Here is a 19,789-nt window from a genome sequence, read left to right on the forward strand (position 1 = left end):
CAAAAATGTCTATTAAATCTGTAGCAGCAAAATTATTTGCAAGCAAAATATATTATAAAACGTTGTCTTGGGCCAATAATCCAATAGAAACTCAGCAAGAAGTGTTTAAGAGTTTAATTAAAAGTGCAAAAGATACTGAGTTTGGTGTTGATCATCATTTTGATGAGATAAAAACCTTTCAAGACTTTAAAAAAAGAGTGCCAATTCGCGATTATGAAGATTTAAAATCCTATATCGACAAAGTTCGAATGGGCGAAAAAAACATTCTTTGGAAAGGAAAGCCTTTGTATTTTGCCAAAACCTCCGGGACTACTTCAGGAGCAAAATATATTCCGCTTACCAAAGAATCAATGCCGTATCATATTGAAGCTTCCAGAAACGCAATCCTTCACTATATTTATGAAACTGGAAATGCCGATTTTGTTGACGGAAAAATGATTTTCCTGCAGGGAAGTCCAATATTAATTGAAAAATACGGAATTAAATTTGGAAGATTATCCGGAATAGGCGCACATTTTGTACCTAAATATCTTCAAAAAAACCGTATGCCATCCTGGGAAACCAATTGCATTGAAGACTGGGAAACCAAAATTGATGCTATTGTCGAAGAAACTATCGAACAGGATATGACAATAATTTCAGGAATTCCGTCCTGGGTACAAATGTATTTTGAGCGATTACAGAAAAAAAGCGACGGAAAAAAAATAAGTGAATTATTTAAAAACTTTCAGTTGTTTATTTACGGTGGTGTTAATTATGAACCGTATCGTGCCAAGTTTGAAAATATGATTGGCAGAAAAGTGGACAGCATCGAATTGTTTCCGGCTTCGGAAGGTTTTTTTGCTTATCAGGATTCTCAAAAAGCGAAAGGAATGCTTTTATTACTGAATTCAGGAATTTTCTACGAATTCATTAAAGCCGATGAATTTTTTGAACCAAATGCTAAAAGTTATACCATTGGCGAAGTAGAATTGGGTATCAATTATGCTTTAATTATTTCGACAAATGCAGGATTATGGCGCTATAATATTGGTGATACCGTTCAGTTTACCTCTTTAGCTCCGTATCGTGTCATAGTTTCAGGACGTATCAAACATTACATTTCGGCTTTTGGTGAACACGTTATTGCCAACGAAGTCGAAAATGCAATGAAAGAAGCTACCACAGGAACTAAAATTGTAATTAACGAATTTACCGTTGCCCCGCAAATTAATCCTTCAAGCGGATTGCCGTATCATGAATGGTTAATAGAATTTGAAAATGAACCAGACAATATTGAAACTTTTGCCGAAGCAATTGACAACTCGATGCGAAAACAAAATATTTATTATGACGATTTAATCACCGGAAATGTTTTGCAGAAAGTGGTTGTAACCAAAGTTTCTAAAAACGGTTTTCAGGATTACATGAAATCACAAGGAAAATTGGGTGGGCAGAATAAGATTCCGAGATTATCAAATAATAGAGATATTGCGGATAATTTGAAGTAAAAATTGTCTAATAAGTTGATATTAAATAAACTTTAAATTTAAAGCGGTTTTTTGAAAGCATACCAAGAATTGGTATATTTGATAAAAAATTAAATGATCATGGCAAAGAATACATCAATATTGTTAGGAGATTATTTTGATAATTTTATTAATTCGCAAGTTAAAACAGGTCGATTTAATTCGGCAAGTGAAGTGATTAGAGCTGCATTGAGAATGTTTGAAGAAGAACAAACCAAAAGTGAAGAACTAATAAAAGAATTAAAAAAAGGAGAAAAATCAGGATTTGTAAAAGATTTTGATCGTAATTCTTTTTTAAAAAACCTTCATCAAAAGCATACTAAAAATGAATTATAAGATAAGCAACGAAGCATCTTATGATTTAGAAAAAATTTGGCTTTATACTTTTGAAACCTGGTCTATTGAACAAGCAGACAGATATTTAAGTTTAATATTGGATGAAATAGAATACTTATGTTTAAAACCTAATTCAGGTAAAGATTTTAGTCATATCAGAAAAGGTTATTTTAGAACTAAAGTAAAATCGCATCTGATATTTTATAAAATAAACATCAAACAAAACGAATTAGAAATTATTAGAATTTTGCACCAAATGATGGATATTGAAAATCATCTTAAATAGTTTAAGATTTGAAAAGAATTTATCTTTATAATAAAAACGTTTCAAAAGGAAGATTTTCAAAAATAAATAACACATGAAAGAAACCAAACATATATCAAGATCAAGAGCGCAGGAATCATCTGCCGCAATTGAAAGAATGTACATTACGATGCGCCATTTATTTAACCGTGGTTTTTATAAGCCAATGGGAGTTTCTGGCGATGGTTTGCGTGAATCATTATTGGCGTTACGTCCTGAGATTTACGGAAATATTGCCGAAGAAAAAGTAGAACTAAACGGGCTTTTGTACGTTATAGAACGTCTTCCAATTGGAATTGAGCAATGTCGTTTTATCAATTTGACTTCAGATGAAGGCTATTCGAAATCGCATTTTCAGCCAATTGTTCCTCCAAAGAGAAGAAGAAACTGCTACCGGATCGACGAAGAACAAATGAATGTCGAAATCACTCGTGGACGTTCAGACATTTACGATATTCTGACACACTTGACTTTTATTTTCATCGAATCCCATAAAATTAAAAACAGGGTTTTATTGGATGATGGAGGAGAAGTTTCGCGCGATTGGCTTAAATTAGAGCAAGCTGTAACGCAGACGAAAAAACTTTCCCAGGTTGAAAAAGAAAAAGCAATTTCGCATGTAGCCAATATTTTAGCCAGAACATTCGAAGAAGTTTTGGATATTTATGATGCTTTCGGATCTGAAAATGCTCCGGACCGCTTTTTGCATGTTATCTACTGGCTTGGAAAATTAGCTATCGAAGAAATGATCGATAACAATAAGAGAACTATAACTTTTAGCCCAGTTTTGAGGGAACGTTTAGGACATCATATTCACGGTGAAATCTGGGCAACTAATATCAAAGAAGTTTTAAAGGCGAATAATCTTTTAAAAAGACCAATTCATGTAATTAGTGCGAATATGCACAGCGTTATGAATTCTATTTTTGCAACGCCGCTATTAACTTCAAAATATAAAGGTAAAACAGATTTCTTTATTTATGAAGAATTAAGCAGTTCAGGTTCAAAAGAAATAAGAGCTCAGGTTGAAGAATTAGCTTTAAAAAACGGAATGATTTCTTTGCCTGATACATCCGGGACCAATATCGATGTTCAGATTTTCGATACAGCCAACATTGACTGGTCAAAAACAGCTTTTCCAAAAACCAAGCTTGATGAAGAAAAACCAGTCCTGATTGTAATGGATTATGCTTTTGGCGAGCAGGCCTATGAAACAATTGATGAGCTTTTAAAACCATTTAAAAAGGAAACTTTATTAAATGTAAAATCAGTTTCGATAATGGGTAAAGCCGGAATTCTGGAAGGCGGAAAAGGAGATATTATGATTCCGTCTGCGCATATTAATGAAGGAACTGCTGACAATTATTTCTTCGAAAATGAATTAACGGGTGCTATGTTTGAAGGAAATGATATTTCAGTTTACGAAGGTGCGATGGTGACAGTTTTAGGAACCTCGTTACAAAACAGAGAGCTGTTAAAATTCTTTCATGAATCCACCTGGGGAGTAATTGGCCTTGAAATGGAAGGCTCTTATTACCAGAAAGCAATACAATCGGCTTCAAAAATCAGAAAAAGTGTTCCGCATGATATTAAAGTACGCTATGCGTATTATGCTTCAGACAACCCTCTGGAAACCGGAAGCACATTGGCTTCAGGTGGCTTAGGGACAACAGGAGTAAAGCCTACCTATTTAATTACGATTAAAATTCTGGAACAAATTTTAAATAGTTAACCATTATCATTTCTTATGTTATAAAAGATAAATGTTAAATTTATTTTATAAGAATGAAAAAAGTAAATTTGCTCCCGGAAACAAATCAATATGAAAAGAATACTTATTACAGGTGCCGCAGGATTTTTAGGATCACATTTGTGCGATCGGTTTATCAAAGAAGGCTATTATGTTATTGGAATGGATAATCTGATTACAGGAGATCTTAAAAACATTGAACATTTGTTCAAATTAGAGCACTTTGAATTCTATCATCACGATATCACAAAATTTGTACATATCCCGGGTGAATTAGATTATATTTTGCATTTTGCTTCACCGGCAAGTCCAATAGATTATTTAAAAATTCCGATTCAGACTTTAAAAGTAGGATCATTAGGAACACATAATTTATTAGGTTTGGCCCGTGTAAAAAAAGCCAGAATTTTAATTGCTTCAACTTCTGAAGTATATGGAGATCCTTTGGTTCACCCACAAACAGAAGAATATTACGGAAATGTAAACACCATTGGACCACGCGGAGTTTATGATGAAGCCAAACGTTTTCAGGAATCTATCACAATGGCGTACCATACTTTTCATGGTGTTGAAACCAGAATAGTGCGTATTTTTAATACATACGGACCAAGAATGCGTCTTAATGACGGTCGTGTAATTCCGGCTTTTATAGGGCAGGCACTTCGTGGAGAAGATTTAACGATTTTTGGAGACGGAATGCAAACCCGTTCGTTTTGTTATGTAGACGATCAGGTAGAAGGCATTTTCAGATTATTGCATTCAGATTATGTGTATCCGGTAAATATTGGAAATCCGGACGAAATTACAATCAAAGATTTTGCTGAAGAAATTATAAAACTTACCGGAACCAATCAAAAAGTAGTTTATCATCCATTACCCATAAACGATCCTCTGCAACGCCAGCCGGATACTACAAAAGCAAAAGAATTATTAGGCTGGGAGGCAAAAGTAACCCGTGCCGAAGGAATGAAAATCACATACGATTATTTTAAATCGTTGTCAAAAGAAGAACTTTCAAAAGAAGAGCATAAAGATTTTTCAAATTATATAAAATAAATGCGGACAAAAACAGGGAAATATTCAGGCTATATCCGTCCGTTCTCCTATTTAATTGATTTGATTATTATCAATTTTTTTGCGGTTTATATCGCACATTTTCCTGTAGATCAAATTTTATTTTTAGTGGTGCTAAATGTTGGCTGGATTGGTATTGCTTCAGATTTAGGCTTTTACGAAGTATATCGTTATACCAAAGTTATCGCAATTTTAAATTGTGCGTTAAAACAGGCCTGTTTATTCGGTTTTGTAGTTTTTGCCCTGGCTTTCTTTTATGCTAAGGAAATCAGTTTTAGAACGTTGCTGTTTTATTTATGGTTTATATTTATTCTGATTTTATTCATTAAGTTTTCAATTTATTATTTCCTGCAGACGTATAGAGTAGTTTTTGGTGGAAACCATAGAAGAGTTGTGCTGTTAGGTAACAAAGAGAGTATTTTTCCTTTAAAACAATTTTTTACCGAAAACCCGGATTATGGATATGAATTGATTCATGTTTTTGAATTTGAAGAAGTAAAAACGGAGCATATTAATCAAATGCTTGAATTTGTTCTGAATAAAAACATGGATGAAATGTATTGTTCTATTGTTGGTTTATCTCAGGATCAAATGAGTGAAATAATTGATTTTGCCGACAGTAATTTAAAGACATTGAAATTCATTCCAGATGGCAACCAGATGTTTTTTAGAAATTTCTTCTTAGAATACTATGATTACATTCCGGTAATTGCCCTTAGAAGCATTCGACTGGATGAACATTTGCATAAAATAATGAAACGAACTTTTGATGTCATTTTTTCAATCATCATCATCGTCGGTGTTCTTTCATGGGTTCTTCCAATTTTAGGAATTTTAATAAAATTGGAATCAAAAGGACCAGTTTTACTCAAACAAAAACGTAATGGACTTAATAACAAGGAATTCAATTGTTTAAAGTTTCGATCAATGGAAATGAGTAATGAAGCCATAATGAGTCAGGTTTCTAAAAATGATCCAAGGGTTACTAAAATAGGAAAGATTATTCGAAAAACAAGTATTGATGAACTGCCTCAGTTTTTTAATGTTTTGATTGGAGACATGTCTGTAGTTGGGCCAAGACCGCATATAGTAAGTTATAATCAGGAGTACATACTTAAAGTGGATAAATTTATGGTGCGCCATTTTATAAAACCCGGAATTACAGGTTTGGCACAAGTAAAAGGTTTTCGGGGAGAAATCGAATCAGACTATGATATTATAAACCGGGTAAAATATGATATTTTTTATATCGAAAACTGGTCAATTTTATTAGACTTAAAAATTATTGTAATTACGATTTTCCACATTATTAAAGGTGACGAAAAAGCATATTGATGAGTGAATTAGTTTCTATCATAACACCCACATATAACGCCGAAAAATACATTCGGGAAACCTTGCATTCTGTACTGAATCAAAGCTACCAAAACTGGGAAATGATTCTGGCAGATGATGCTTCAACAGATAATACGGTTGTAATAATAGAGGAATTTGCTCAAAATGACAATCGAATAAAACTTTTTAAATTACCGGAAAATCGTGGAAATGGTTTTGCCAGAAACGCAGCTTTGGAAAAAGCTACAGGAAAATATATTGCCTATTTAGACGCCGATGATGTATGGTTTCCTGAGAAATTGGAAAAACAGATTCAGTTTTTAAAAATAAATAATTTGCCCTTCACTTTTAGTTTTTATGATTCTGTTGATGAAGATGGAAATGATTTAAACAGAAGAGTTGAATCACCAGATCCGTTAACATATAAACAACTTTTTTTCTGCAATTACGTAGGCAATTTGACAGCCATTTACAATGCAGATTATTTTGGAAAAATTATTCTCGAAACGTCACAAAAACGTCAGGATTGGAGAATATGGCTTACGATTTTAAAACAAATTAAAACAGCCAGACCAGTTCCGGAATCTTTAGCGTTTTACAGAATTAGGAAGGATTCTGTTTCCTCCTCAAAATTCAAATTAATCAAACACAATTTTGGTGTTTACAGCGAATTCCACGGATATAATTTTGTGTTTTCTGTTTTGCTAATGGTGAGGTTTTTGTTTACTCAATTGATAATTAAATCAAAGTATATTAAGAAATCTTAAGATTTAATTTGTTTCAAGGTCGCAATTTGCGGCCTTGAAACAAATTTAGTATAGAATTGGAGATCACAATTTGTGACCTTAAAGAATTATTTTTTATAGCCAATTTTCACTCTTTCAGAATCATTTTCTTTCTTCTCAGTCAATTCATCTAAATAAGAAAAAACCAATTCTATATTTTTATCATGATTCTCCAACTTCTTTTGAATCTGAAGAATATCAACCTTAATTTCGGTTGTGTCCAAAAGCATTTGTCTCACTTTCGTGAAAATCCTCATAATTTGAATATTGGTTTGAATGGCTTTGTCGCTTTTTAAAATACTTGAGAGCATCAGAATACCATGTTCAGTAAAAGCAAAGGGAGAGATTCTCGTTCCTCCCCAACTTGAGGTCACAATTTGTGACCTCAAGTTATTGAATTCATTTTGAGATAACTGAAACATAAAATCTTCTGGAAATTTTGAAATATTTCGTTTAACAGATTGTTTTAGAACTTTTGTTTCTACTCCATAAAGTGAAGCTAAATCACTATCGAGCATCACTTTTTGACCACGAATAAAATATATTTTATTAGAAATTGTTTCTTCAGTAAGTAAAGATTGATCCTCCATAAGTTTTTAGTTAAAAAAAAATGTAAGATTTTATTTATATTACAAAAAAGATTTGAATTGTTTTAGTTTACCTCGATTGGTTCTTTCTAAAACAGTTTTTCTGGTAAAAGTGAAGTTTAGATGTGGCTCTAAGTACAAATCAATAGCTTGTTTTATTTTCTCGATTTGTTCTGAAACTAATGCTGCATCAGAAACATATTCAATTTCAAAAGTATCTAATTTGGTTTGTTTGATGATGAATTCTTTTACGTTTCCATCGTCTTCAATAATGCTTTTGGTTACATAATAAAAGGTCAAACCTGGCGATTTTTTCCCGCTAGGCAAAATCGCAACATCATTGGTTCTTCCAATAAGCTTTTTCAGAATTGGTTTTTGAAGTGTGCTTTTTTCATCGAGAATTCCAATGTCTCCAATTTCATATCTAATGAATGGATTTGCTTTATTGAAGAGCGAAGTAATGACAATTTTTCCCTCAGTTCCGTTTGGCACAGGATTATTGTTTTCGTCTAAAATTTCGACAAATAATGTTTCCGCATTTACCTGCCATTCTCCCTGCGGATTTTCAAAAGCGATCAAATCCAGTTCAGAAGCACCATATTCACTGATAATTGGAATTCCTAATTGTTTTTCCAGCAGTTTTTTATCCATTTCAAAAAGCATTTCCGAAGTAACAAAACAAGCTTTCAGCGTTGGACAAATTTGATTTAAAATAATATTTTTCTGTTCTAAAAACTTAGCAAATAAAACAATTGAACTTGTATAACCATTTATATAATCGAATTTTTTAGTTTTAAATTTCTGCAGAAATTTTTCCAGAACATCATCTGATAAATCAAAAACCGGAAAACGATAACGATGCGTTAAAAAATCCTTGAAACGTTCTTTTTGATATCCAATAAAATCCATCGGAATTCCATAAAATCGTGCCTGATACGATTTGTTAAAATCAATCCCAAACCATCCAAAACGCATTATATTTGACGCCCAGGTTAAGGCGTGCGAATATTTATCTTTAGCAAAAACAAAAGGAGTTCCACTGGATCCAGACGTTTTGTTGAGGTAAATATTTTTTTTGGAATACCCTTTTGAGAGTCTTTCTTCGAGTGGTTTTTGTAGATTTTGTTTGTTTAAAACAGGAAGATTTTCCCAACTTTCAGCTGTTTTATTTCCGGCTAATTCGCTGTAAAATGAATTGTTTTTGAGGTGAAAATCAACAATTTCCGCTTTTTTGTTTTCAAGAAATGAAGCAAATTCTTTTTCAGAAAAATGAACGATTTTATCCAATTCAGCTTTGGCTTTCTTTATCGGAAAACCGTTTAATTGAAGCGAAAGATCAAAAAGACGAATCATTTTTCAGGATAATTTTTGTCAAAAATAATGTTTAGGAATTACTAATAGGGCTGTACTAACAACTTTTTAAAGATTTAATTATTTTTTACGTACAAAAGCAATTATTTTTGCACCACAACTAAATACAACTACACCATGACAATTTTATTATTGGGATCAGGCGGAAGAGAGCATGCATTTGCATGGAAAATGACTCAGAGTCCACTTTGCGAAAAACTTTTTGTAGTACCTGGAAATGCAGGAACTGCTGCAATTGCTGAAAATGTAGCCATATCTGCGACAGACTTTGAAGCTGTAAAAGCTTTGGTACTTAAAGAAAATATAAGTTTAGTAGTCGTAGGACCTGAAGATCCGTTGGTAAAAGGTATTTACGATTATTTCAAAAATGACGAAAGTTTAAAACATATTCCGGTTATCGGACCATCAAAATTGGGTGCGCAATTAGAAGGAAGCAAAGAATTTGCAAAAGAATTCCTGATGAAACACAATATTCCGACTGCAGCTTACGATAGTTTTACAGCTGAAACGGTTGAAAAAGGATGTGAATTTTTAGAAACTTTACAGCCACCATACGTTTTAAAAGCAGATGGTTTAGCAGCTGGAAAAGGCGTTTTGATTATTCAGGATCTTGAAGAAGCTAAAACAGAATTACGTAACATGTTGGTTCATGCAAAATTTGGAACAGCAAGTGCAAAAGTAGTTATCGAAGAATTCCTGGACGGAATCGAATTAAGCTGTTTCGTTTTAACAGACGGAAAAAACTATAAAATTCTTCCAACGGCAAAAGATTACAAACGTATTGGCGAAGGTGATACAGGTTTAAACACAGGAGGAATGGGAGCAGTTTCTCCGGTTCCTTACGTAGATGCTGTTTTGATGGAAAAAATTGAAACCCGTATCGTAAAACCAACAATCGAAGGTTTCCAAAAAGACGGAATCGAATATAAAGGTTTTGTTTTTATAGGCTTGATTAACGTGAAAAATGAGCCAATAGTTATTGAGTACAACGTAAGAATGGGAGATCCGGAAACGGAAGTTGTAGTGCCAAGACTAAAATCTGATTTAGTAGAATTGTTCTTGTCTGTTGCAGATCAAAAATTAGGAGATTTCAATTTAGAAGTTGATCCAAGAAGCGCTACTACTGTTATGTTGGTTTCTGGAGGATATCCTGAAGATTTCGAAAAAGGAAAAGTAATTTCAGGTTTAGAAAATGTAACTGATTCAATAGTTTTTCACGCAGGAACAAAATTAGATAACGAAAATGTCGTTACTAATGGAGGGCGTGTAATCGCAGTAACATCATACGGAGATAATTTCCAGGAAGCCATAAAAAAATCTTACCAAAACATAGATAAACTAAGCTTTGATAAGATGTATTTTAGAAAAGATATTGGCTTCGATTTAATTTAAAAAAAATTCACAAGCCCTTTTTAATTAAAGGGTTTGTTTTTTTATTTTAAAAATGAATGAGCTGTTGTATCTTGGTTTTCTGTTCCTGCATCATCAAAAATGCGTAATTGTTTAATCCAATATACGATTGCTGCAGCACAGATAATCATGAAAATCCAGTTGATTGTGTTTGCACCAAACCACGTAATCAATTCCAAACGACGTAAAAAGTCAAGAGGAGCAAACAAAATGTTAACGAATAAGTATTGAATTCCTTCGAAAAAAGCTGTCATAATTTATAAAATTATATGTTATTATTGTTTTTAACGCATTGAATCAAAATTCAAAAAGAATCTTTTTCAACTTGTTGGTTTTCCTTTTTAAACAAGTATTATATTTACAGTCACAAAAGTATAAAATATCCTTATGATAACAAGTGTTTTTAAAAAATCTACGCCATTAAATTATTCTTTGGTTGTAATTTTAATACTGGTTTTCTTTTTTCTGTTTCAAATTCAGGAACCATCATGGATGAGTTCTTATTTTTTGGTGTTTCAAAAAATAAGTTTATTGTGCTTTGTTTTGGCTTCTTTTTTTTTGATAAACTTCATTGTTAAAAAGAACGGACTCAGTAAAGACAACGGATACGCAATACTTTTCTATTTATTATTTTTATTATTTTTCCCTACAATATTCAATAACTCAAACGTCATTTATGCTAACTTTTTTCTGTTATTAGCACTTCGCAGGTTAATTTCACTGCAATCTTTAAAAGCCTCTAAAGAGAAAATATTTGATGCTTCTTTTTGGATTTTAGTAGCATCTTTGTTTCAGTTTTGGTGTGTTCTTTTCCTGATTCTGGTTTTTATATCCATTATTTTTCATGTTTCGAGAGATTATAGAAATTGGGTTTTGCCATTTATTGCTCTTTTGGGAGTTGCATTATTATTTTTAACGACATCATTAATGTTCAATTTTGACGCCGTAAAATTTATTCAGGATAGGGCAGTTATCGATTTAAGAATTGATTATTTTAAAAACAATTACGAAAACGGAGCATTTTCAATCTATGTTGCTGTCGTATTATTTTTTGTAGTTTCAATGTTAACAACCTTATCAAACAGACCACAAATCGTTCATACTTCATATAAAAAAGTAGTGGCTTGTTTTTTTATAGCAGTATTTGTTTTCATTCTTTCGCCAAATAAAAGCAACGATTTACTTTTGTTTAGTATTACACCTTTAACTATTATGGCAGCAAGCCACGTAGAGTATGTACAGCAAAAACTAAATAACGAAATCGTTTTTTATGTGCTTATCTGCTGCAGTTTATTTACGTTTTTTTCTCAGTTATAATTTACTTCCGTAGGCAAGATCACCAGCATCGCCAAGTCCCGGCACGATATAGTTTTTCTCGTTTAATTTTTCGTCTAAGGCAGCAATCCATAAATGGCAGTTGTCAGGCAGATTTTTTTCAAGATAAGCAACTCCTTCAGGTGCAGCAATAACAACTGCAATATGTATTTCTTTTGGAGATGCATTCTGAACTAATTTTTCATGAACTGCAACGATAGACTGACCGGTGGCAAGCATTGGATCAAGTAATAAAACCGTTTTATCGTTTAGATTTGAAATCGCCTGATATTCAACCAAAATCTCGAATTCATCATCATTATTAGGATGATGCCTGCAAGCCGAAACAAAGCTGTTTTCGGCATGGTCAAAATAGTTTAAAAAACCGTTATGAAGCGGTAATCCGGCTCTTAAAATGGGGCATAAAACCAAATCAGTTTCGATTTCTGTTGTTTTTTTGATGCCCAGAGGAGTCTGAATTTCGACATTTTTGTAAGGTAAAACCTTGCTCAGTTCATACGCCATAATCTCACCGATTCGTTCTATATTTCTTCGAAAACGCAGACTGTCATTCTGAATATTTACGTTTCTTATTTGTCCTAAAAAATGATTTAGCACACTATTTTTTTCAGAGATATAATGAGTTTTCATAATGAGTTTTTAGAATGATTAACGGTTTTAATACCGCAACGAAAAATTATTGGTTTTTTTCGTACTATAAAAGTATAAAAAGTATCTTTGTATCTCTAAAAAATAAAGACATGTTTTCAAAATTAGCATATTCTGTTTTCGAACAAAGCATCAAAGATTATCATCAATTTGACAGTGTTGATCAACCAATAAACAACCCGTTTCCAAAAGATAAATTCGAGCATTTATTATATTTAAAAAACTGGATTGATACCGTTCAATGGCATTATGAAGACATTATCCGTGATCCGCAAATTGATCCTGTAGCTGCTTTAACTTTAAAAAGAAAAATTGATGCTTCCAATCAGGAGAGAACTGATATGGTAGAGTATATTGATAGTTACTTTTTACAAAAATACAGTCATATAAAAGCAAAAGACGGAGCAAAAATCAACTCTGAAAGTCCGGCTTGGGCATTTGACAGATTATCAATTTTGGCTTTGAAAATTTATCACATGAACGAAGAAGCTACGCGTGCTGAAGCTACTCAGGAACACAGAGATAAATGTCAGGAAAAATTAAACATTCTTTTAGAGCAAAGAACAGATTTATCTACAGCAATTGAAGAATTATTGACAGATATCGAAAATGGAGAGAAATTCATGAAAGTGTACAAGCAAATGAAAATGTACAATGATGATGATTTGAATCCGGTTTTATATCAAAATAAAAAATAATTTGGCCGACTTGTCCACCAAAATTAAACACATAGCCGTCATGAGACTATCCGCAATGGGAGATGTCGCCATGACGGTTCCTGTTTTATGCGCTTTTGTAAAACAATATCCAACGGTAAAACTGACAGTTGTTTCTCGTCCATTTTTCAAACCTTTTTTTGAAGGAATTCCGAATCTTGAATTTTTTGCTTTTGATGAAAAAGAGAAACACAAAGGATTTCCGGGACTTTTGAGATTGTTCAGAGATTTGAAAAAACTTCAAATCGATGCTTTTGCAGATCTTCATAATGTGTTACGATCTAAGGTTGTGAGTTTGCTTTTCGCTTTAAGCGGAAAAAAAAGAGCAACTGTTGATAAAGGTCGTGAAGGAAAAAAAGAATTGACAAGAGCTGAGAATAAGATTTTTAAACAATTACCAACGATGTTCGAAAGGCATGCAAAAGTGTTTAAAGAACTTGGTTTTTCGCTAGATTTATCAAATCCGGAGTTTCCTAAAAAAGCGGTTTTAAGTGCAGAAATAACTAATTTAATTGGCGAAAATTACCAAAAATTAATTGGAATTGCTCCTTTTGCACAATATGATTCAAAAGTATATCCTTTGGATTTAATGCAGGAAGTAATTGCAAAATTAGCAGAAAATAAAGATCAGACGATTTTACTTTTCGGTGGAGGAAAGAAGGAAATTGAAATTTTAGATTCACTTTCAGCCCCTTTTAAAAATGTAATAAATGTAGCCGGAAAAATTAAATTTCAACAGGAATTAAAATTGATTAGCAATCTTGATGTCATGCTTTCTATGGATTCTGGCAATGCACATATTGCCGCAATGCTGGGTATAAAAGTGGTTACGCTTTGGGGCGCAACGCATCCTTATGCCGGATTTTTGCCATTCAATCAAAGTTTAGAAAATGCCTTAACTTCAGATAGAAATCAGTATCCAAAATTGCCAACTTCTGTTTATGGAAATAAAATTGTAGAAGGTTATGAAGATGCTATGAGGACGATTTTGCCATCAGCAGTGATACAAAAAATCCAATCCTTGTTATAAGATTGGATTTTTTGTATAATTTCAAAAATGGGGTTTTGGCCCGGGAGTTTTTCTCAGATCTTTAAAATCATCAATGGTATTGTTTCCAACATTAAAACCAAAAGAATATTTGCGGGTTGTAATTATAGCTTTTCCGTTTAGATAAGCAGGTTTATAAACATCAGGGATGCTTTTTATTATTTGTTCGAGTTCGTTGCAAATTTCAGCATTAGGTGCAAATGCTTTTACATTTATGATTTTACCTTTATCATCTATTTGAAACGAAAAACGGACATTGATGACGCCCTTAAGTTTTGTTTTATTTCGGATAGTTCTTTTAAAATTATTAACGACAAGATTTTTAATGCTTTGATTCATGCAATCATATAATTCCTTTGAATTTTTTGATGTTTGACAATCTTTATCAAAGATTGGAGGTGTATTAACAAAAGGCCTGTCATTAGAAACAATTATGTTCTTATTAAATCTTTCAATTATAATAGGATAACGGTAAGTTTCTAAAATGTTTACAGACTTGATATTTAATTTTTCAAATGGGAATTTTTTAAAAATTTCAACGAATCGGTTGTTAAGATCTAATGTATTAGCATTTGTTTTAATATCAATAGGTTTGCCGTTTTTATCAATATTAAAATATAAAAAAAGACCAGGATGTGTTAGAGGGAAAACGATTTTAGCAAGTTCTTCGGCGCTAATATATTTTTTAAAATGAAGTGCTAATTCAGTATTTGGGTTTAGGAATTCGTCACTTACATTTAAAAGATTTTCTTGATATTGATTCACTTCCTCTTTATATTTTTCATTCTCAGATTCTATTTCAAGAGAAATGGTTTTTTCATAAACAAAGCTCGTTGGATTACCATTACGGGTAGCTGGAATTTTGGCTTTTGGAAAGAGTGCCACAACACGATTTAATTCTTTGGTCAAACTATCTGTTGGAGCTTTACAATTTACCTTTTCAATTTGCCCTTGTTCGTTTATTGAGAATTTTACATGTAAATTTAATGATCCTAATATTTTTGCTTTTTTAATTTCGACAGCTGAAATATTATTTGCTACATGTTCAGAAATTTTGTTCAGAAGGCAGTTGGATAATTTCGTTTTATTTACAGCAGGTTCACATCCTTCAAAAACAGGAAGTTTATCAAAGACAACATTTGTGCTGCAATTAATGACCATTTTATCTCCTTCTGTGGAAAGGATCTGTAGCGTATAAGTGTTCAGTTGATTTTTTTCGGGAATATTTAAATCTTCAATATTATAATTTATAAAGGCTTCACGAATATTTTTGTTTAATTCTGAGTATGGCGAATTGACAATAATATTGGTTACTTTATTTTGCTGGTTAATTTTAAAAGTCAGATAAACGAATTTTTTGTTTTTTATTGTATCGTTGACTTTATAATGGCTAAGTAAATCAGAATGGATCCTTTTTGAAAAATATTTAGAAAGAGTATTGTTTTTATTAGGCTTTGCATAAAATGCAAATTCTTCATATTTATCGATAAATGTTAGATAGTCTGTTTGCGAAAAACTAATACCGCTGTATGTAAAGAATAATAAAAACAAAAAGTATTTCATAAAAAAAGAGAATAGTTAAAGCGTCAAATGTATGAAATCACTTTGTAAATTTTTATTTTAATGAAAAATTATCATAAATAAATTTTCTCATCACGACAACGCTCATAAATATAATTTTTTAGATTCGAAATCGTAGCCTGATAATCTGGTGCATCATAACCAAATCGTTGGTGCTCCATTTGTTCTTTTTCAATTTCATTGCAGCCTTTTATAACCTCTCGGAGCATATCGAGCATGGCAAGTTCTTTATTGTTGATTTTCTGAAATTTAAACTCCACAATTTCGTCCTGGAGTTCATCACAATAATCCAAAAGTTGAGTGACTTCCGGTTCTTCCAAAAGATATTCTTTGTTTTTGAAAATTTCACGAACTGATTTCATAGATAAAATTTTATAAAAATCTTTAAATTCTAAATTCAAATTTTAAAGAGAAAGTAAATCTAATAAAACTGGTCGAAAAAAAATTCCAAATCTCAATGATAATTTTGGGATTTGGAATTTTTAAATATTGAAATTTTTAAAGATTAAACATCATCAAAATCTACATAAATAGTTTCTGAAGTAGGATGCGCCTGACAGCTAAGTACCAAACCTTCGGCAATTTCTTTATCGGTTAGGATTGAGTTTTTTGTCATTTCGGCACTACCTTGGGTTATGCGGCAAAGACAGCTGCTGCAGATTCCGCCCTGACAGGAATAAGGAGCGTCAACACCTTGTTTTAAGGCTGCGTCGAGTATGGTTTGTTTTTGAGACATTTCAAATGAAAATTCTTCATCATCTACCAAAACAGTAATTTTTGTATGCCCTTCCAGCGAAGTTTTGATTTCTTTTTCCTGTGAAGAAGAAGTAAAAAGTTCAAACTTAATAGCAGAATCTTTTACGTTTTTCTCTTTTAAAATTCCGGAAACCGTATTGATCATTTCTTCCGGACCACATAAATAGAATTTATCAAATTCCAGCTCCTTGTGTTTGTTGTTCAGTACAAAATTAACTGCCGATTTATCAATTCTTCCAAACAAAGCATTTTCTGCTTTAGCCTGACTAAATACATAGTGCACAAAAAAACGTCCTACATATTGCAATTGCAAATCGTGAAGTTCCTGATGAAAAATAGTTTCTTCAGGAGTTTTGTTTCCGTAAACCAATACAAATGAACTTTTTGGTTCACTTTTTAAAACTGATTTTATGATTGAAAGTACAGGAGTAATTCCGCTTCCTGCAGCAAAAGCTGCGTAGTTTTTTTGTCTTTCTGAATCCGGTTCAAAAGTAAATTTTCCTTCCGGATGACCTACTTCAAGAACATCTCCGGCTTTTAATTTGGTATTGGCAAATTGCGAGAACAAACCATTTTTAACTGTTTTTACAGCAATTCGTAATTCTCCGCTTTCAGGTCCTGAGCAAATAGAATAAGCGCGGCGAATTTCCTGATTGTCAAGGGTTAGTTTTAAATTTATGTATTGTCCTGCAATAAATTTATAGTCTGGTTTTAGTTCTTCGGGAACATTAAAAAGAATCGAAACAGCATCGGTAGTTTCGCGTTTTACCTCTTTAATTATGAGTTTTAAGAATGAAGGCATGGTATGATATTTTATGCAAAAGTAGCAAACAGCAACTAATTGAAAGGTACTAAAGTATTTTTTTTAACTTTTTTTGTAACGTTTCGCTAAATTTGATCTCTTACTATAAAACTGAAAACCAAAGAACCATGATTAAAAAGTTTATTTATCTCGAATGGAAAGCCTTTACAAGATCGGCATCGTTTGGTGCTAATTTAGCAATGAAAATACTGATAGGTTTTTTAATGGTCTATTTTTCCATCATTTTTATCGGAATGGGAATAGGTGCATTTTATATCCTAAAGAAAATGAATCTCGAACCTTTGATAACAGTCAATAATTTTTTGATCTATTATTTTCTATTTGATTTGGTTGTTCGTTTGTTAATGCAGGCAATTCCGGTATTAAATATCAAGCCATTATTGGTTCTGCCCTTTAAAAAACCAACGATTGTTCATTTTTCATTAGGTAAAACAGCAATATCATTTTTTAACTGGGCACATGCTCTGTTTTTTGTTCCTTTTTCGATTGTACTTATTATTGAAGGCTATGATGTTTTGGGAATTCTTTTTTGGCTGATAGCTGCTTTTTCTGTAGTATATATCAACAATTTTTTGAATATTATTTTTAGTAATATCGATAAATTATTTGTTGTCTTTATCGCAATCGCATTGGCTTTAGGTGCCGCACAATATTATAAATTCTTTGATATTACGTCTTTTACCGGACCTGTTTTTCAGAGATTTTATGATACTAAAGGGTTATTTTTAATTCCGGTTCTGGTATTAATTGGGTTGTATTTTTTTACATTCAAATATTTTAAAAACAATTTATTTTTAGATGCGGGTCTTTCTAAAAAAGAAGATATTGCGACAACAGAAAATCTTACCTGGCTAAACCAATTCGGAACTTTAGGAACATTTCTAAAGAATGATATAAAATTGATAAAAAGAAATAAAAGATCAAAAACGACAATTTTCATGAGTTTTCTCTTTTTATTTTATGGATTTATCTTTTTTGGCAACACACATCAACCGGAAATCATGTACATTTTTGCAGGAATATTTGTTTCAGGTGGATTTTTATTTGTCTTCGGTCAGTTTGTACCAAGCTGGGACAGTTCGTATTATCAACTAATGATGACCCAGAATATTCCGTATCGGGGATACATCACTTCAAAGTGGTGGCTGATTGTAATTGCCACTTTTGTTTCGACCATTTTAGCATCATTTTACCTTTTTTACGGATGGGAAGTTTATCTAACGATTGTGGTTGGGGCAATTTACAATATCGGAGTCAACTCACATTTGGTACTTCTTGGAGGAGCATTTACCAAAACGCCAATTGATTTAAGTAATGCCGGAGGAGCTTTTGGAGACAAAAAAGCATTTAATGTAAGTGCGATGCTGCTGACTTTGCCAAAATTATTATTGCCTTTGGCATTGTATGGTGCCGGACTTTATTTAGGAGATAAAACCCTTGGATTATCCTTAGTTGCCGGTGCAGGAGTTTTTGGTTTCATTTTTAGAAACAAAGTATTTTCTATTATTGAGAAAAGATACAAAATCGAAAAATACAGTACAATTCAAGCTTATAAACAGAAGAACTAACGTAATTAGAAAATGTGCCAATTTGATAATTAGATAATTTTTATCCAATTGAAAAATAAATTAACGATTAACCAAATCAACAATTAAACGTATAAAAAATGATACAAGTAAACCAACTTTCAAAAAAATATAACGGAACAACAGTTTTAAACATAAACAATCTTGAAATTCCAAAAGGACAAAGTTTTGGATTGGTGGGAAATAACGGAGCAGGAAAAACGACCTTTTTTAGTTTATTACTAGATTTGATTCAGCCTTCAACAGGAAATATTACCAATAATACTATTCAGGTAAATACAAGCGAAAACTGGAAATCATTTACAGGTTCATTTTTAGATGAAAGTTTCCTGATCGGTTATTTAACTCCCGAAGAATATTTTTATTTTATCGGAGATTTACGCCATCAGAATAAAGCCGATGTTGATGCTCTATTAGCACAGCACGAAGAGTTTTTTAATGGAGAAATTTTAAAGAACAAAAAATACCTGCGAGATCTATCAAAAGGAAACCAGAAGAAAGTTGGAATCATTGCCACACTTATTGGTAATCCTGAAGTGATTATTTTAGACGAGCCATTTGCCAATTTAGATCCGACCACGGTAAGCCGGTTAAAAAAAATCATTAAAGAATTGGCCGAAAATCCAAATGTTACCGTTCTCGTATCCAGCCATGATTTACAGCATACAGTTGAGGTTTGCGATAGAATTGTAGCCTTGAATAAAGGAGAAGTTGTAAAAGATATTCAAACTTCAAAAGAGACGTTGCAGGAACTGGAATCGTTTTTTGCGGTTTAAATTTCTATATTTCAAAAAGAAGCGTATTTTTACCAGTCATTATACTAAAAATTCATTTTA

At 32.2% G+C, this 19,789-nt stretch carries 20 protein-coding genes; 13 read left to right on the forward strand and 7 right to left on the reverse strand.

The genetic code is table 11. The features are described from left to right. Positions 1 to 5 precede the first annotated feature (5 nt). The 7 genes from FLV_RS15185 (at position 6) to FLV_RS15215 (ending at position 7,074) form a co-directional block, all read left to right on the forward strand. Positions 6 to 1,490, forward strand: coding sequence for a GH3 auxin-responsive promoter family protein (locus tag FLV_RS15185; RefSeq protein WP_243235029.1), 1,485 nt, complete (start codon positions 6 to 8; stop codon positions 1,488 to 1,490). Between the two features lie 99 nt (positions 1,491 to 1,589). Continuing rightward, positions 1,590 to 1,844, forward strand: a complete 255-nt coding sequence (locus tag FLV_RS15190) for a type II toxin-antitoxin system ParD family antitoxin (protein ID WP_243235030.1) — start codon at positions 1,590 to 1,592, stop codon at positions 1,842 to 1,844. Further along, a complete protein-coding gene (locus FLV_RS15195) occupies positions 1,834 to 2,130 on the forward strand; it encodes a type II toxin-antitoxin system RelE/ParE family toxin (RefSeq protein WP_243235031.1) in 297 nt (98 codons plus the stop codon). Before FLV_RS15190 ends, FLV_RS15195 begins: the two co-directional genes overlap by 11 nt. A 73-nt stretch (positions 2,131 to 2,203) precedes the next feature. Further along, positions 2,204 to 3,880 (forward strand): DUF6909 family protein, encoded by a 1,677-nt coding sequence (locus tag FLV_RS15200; RefSeq protein WP_243235032.1) that lies wholly within the window; start codon positions 2,204 to 2,206, stop codon positions 3,878 to 3,880. Between the two features lie 90 nt (positions 3,881 to 3,970). Further along, a complete protein-coding gene (locus FLV_RS15205) occupies positions 3,971 to 4,954 on the forward strand; it encodes a UDP-glucuronic acid decarboxylase family protein (protein ID WP_243235033.1) in 984 nt (327 codons plus the stop codon). Beyond that, positions 4,955 to 6,307, forward strand: a complete 1,353-nt coding sequence (locus tag FLV_RS15210) for an exopolysaccharide biosynthesis polyprenyl glycosylphosphotransferase (RefSeq protein ID WP_243235034.1) — start codon at positions 4,955 to 4,957, stop codon at positions 6,305 to 6,307. It abuts the gene before it with no gap. Continuing rightward, positions 6,307 to 7,074: a glycosyltransferase family 2 protein gene (locus tag FLV_RS15215; RefSeq protein ID WP_243235035.1), complete on the forward strand. Its 768-nt coding sequence runs from the start codon at positions 6,307 to 6,309 to the stop codon at positions 7,072 to 7,074. Before FLV_RS15210 ends, FLV_RS15215 begins: the two co-directional genes overlap by 1 nt. 86 nt (positions 7,075 to 7,160) lie before the next feature. On the opposite strand, the gene FLV_RS15220 is transcribed toward FLV_RS15215, so the two are convergent. Together FLV_RS15220 and FLV_RS15225 are read right to left on the reverse strand one after the other, a co-directional pair. Next, positions 7,161 to 7,682, reverse strand: a complete 522-nt coding sequence (locus FLV_RS15220; protein WP_243235036.1) for an ORF6N domain-containing protein — start codon at positions 7,680 to 7,682, stop codon at positions 7,161 to 7,163. Between the two features lie 39 nt (positions 7,683 to 7,721). Next, positions 7,722 to 9,032, reverse strand: coding sequence for a phenylacetate--CoA ligase family protein (locus tag FLV_RS15225; RefSeq protein ID WP_243235037.1), 1,311 nt, complete (start codon positions 9,030 to 9,032; stop codon positions 7,722 to 7,724). Positions 9,033 to 9,167: 135 nt separating this feature from the next. Between FLV_RS15225 and purD the strand changes: the two genes are divergently transcribed. Then, the gene (gene purD, locus FLV_RS15230) at positions 9,168 to 10,442 is read left to right on the forward strand and encodes a phosphoribosylamine--glycine ligase (RefSeq protein ID WP_243235038.1); all 1,275 of its coding nucleotides are present in this window, start codon (positions 9,168 to 9,170) and stop codon (positions 10,440 to 10,442) included. 41 nt (positions 10,443 to 10,483) lie between these two features. Here purD and FLV_RS15235 read toward each other — a convergent pair whose 3' ends face one another. Beyond that, a complete protein-coding gene (locus tag FLV_RS15235; protein WP_091490198.1) occupies positions 10,484 to 10,714 on the reverse strand; it encodes a DUF6341 family protein in 231 nt (76 codons plus the stop codon). Positions 10,715 to 10,847: 133 nt separating this feature from the next. Here FLV_RS15235 and FLV_RS15240 point away from each other — a divergent pair, with 133 nt between their 5' ends. Continuing rightward, on the forward strand, positions 10,848 to 11,777 hold the full coding sequence (locus FLV_RS15240) for a DUF6427 family protein (protein ID WP_243235039.1): 930 nt from the start codon (positions 10,848 to 10,850) through the stop codon (positions 11,775 to 11,777). On the opposite strand, the gene upp is transcribed toward FLV_RS15240, so the two are convergent. Further along, a complete protein-coding gene (gene upp, locus FLV_RS15245) occupies positions 11,772 to 12,425 on the reverse strand; it encodes a uracil phosphoribosyltransferase (RefSeq protein WP_243235040.1) in 654 nt (217 codons plus the stop codon). The genes FLV_RS15240 and upp overlap by 6 nt on opposite strands. 110 nt (positions 12,426 to 12,535) lie before the next feature. Here upp and FLV_RS15250 point away from each other — a divergent pair, with 110 nt between their 5' ends. Then, positions 12,536 to 13,141 (forward strand): DUF4254 domain-containing protein, encoded by a 606-nt coding sequence (locus FLV_RS15250; protein ID WP_243235041.1) that lies wholly within the window; start codon positions 12,536 to 12,538, stop codon positions 13,139 to 13,141. A gap of 40 nt (positions 13,142 to 13,181) precedes the next feature. Continuing rightward, positions 13,182 to 14,189, forward strand: a complete 1,008-nt coding sequence (locus tag FLV_RS15255) for a glycosyltransferase family 9 protein (RefSeq protein ID WP_243235042.1) — start codon at positions 13,182 to 13,184, stop codon at positions 14,187 to 14,189. 21 nt (positions 14,190 to 14,210) lie between these two features. Here FLV_RS15255 and FLV_RS15260 read toward each other — a convergent pair whose 3' ends face one another. From FLV_RS15260 to FLV_RS15270, 3 genes are all read right to left on the reverse strand, one after another. Next, positions 14,211 to 15,770, reverse strand: a complete 1,560-nt coding sequence (locus FLV_RS15260; protein WP_243235043.1) for a hypothetical protein — start codon at positions 15,768 to 15,770, stop codon at positions 14,211 to 14,213. A 71-nt stretch (positions 15,771 to 15,841) separates the two neighbouring features. Next, positions 15,842 to 16,150: a hypothetical protein gene (locus FLV_RS15265; RefSeq protein WP_243235044.1), complete on the reverse strand. Its 309-nt coding sequence runs from the start codon at positions 16,148 to 16,150 to the stop codon at positions 15,842 to 15,844. A 143-nt stretch (positions 16,151 to 16,293) separates the two neighbouring features. Then, positions 16,294 to 17,346, reverse strand: coding sequence for a ferredoxin--NADP reductase (locus tag FLV_RS15270; protein ID WP_243235045.1), 1,053 nt, complete (start codon positions 17,344 to 17,346; stop codon positions 16,294 to 16,296). Between the two features lie 128 nt (positions 17,347 to 17,474). Here FLV_RS15270 and FLV_RS15275 point away from each other — a divergent pair, with 128 nt between their 5' ends. Next, positions 17,475 to 18,935: a DUF5687 family protein gene (locus FLV_RS15275; RefSeq protein ID WP_243235046.1), complete on the forward strand. Its 1,461-nt coding sequence runs from the start codon at positions 17,475 to 17,477 to the stop codon at positions 18,933 to 18,935. 98 nt (positions 18,936 to 19,033) lie between these two features. Further along, positions 19,034 to 19,729: an ABC transporter ATP-binding protein gene (locus FLV_RS15280; RefSeq protein ID WP_243235047.1), complete on the forward strand. Its 696-nt coding sequence runs from the start codon at positions 19,034 to 19,036 to the stop codon at positions 19,727 to 19,729. The last annotated feature ends 60 nt before the right edge of the window (positions 19,730 to 19,789 follow it).

The organism is Flavobacterium pectinovorum, assembly GCF_022802975.1.
GTDB lineage: Bacteria > Bacteroidota > Bacteroidia > Flavobacteriales > Flavobacteriaceae > Flavobacterium > Flavobacterium pectinovorum_B.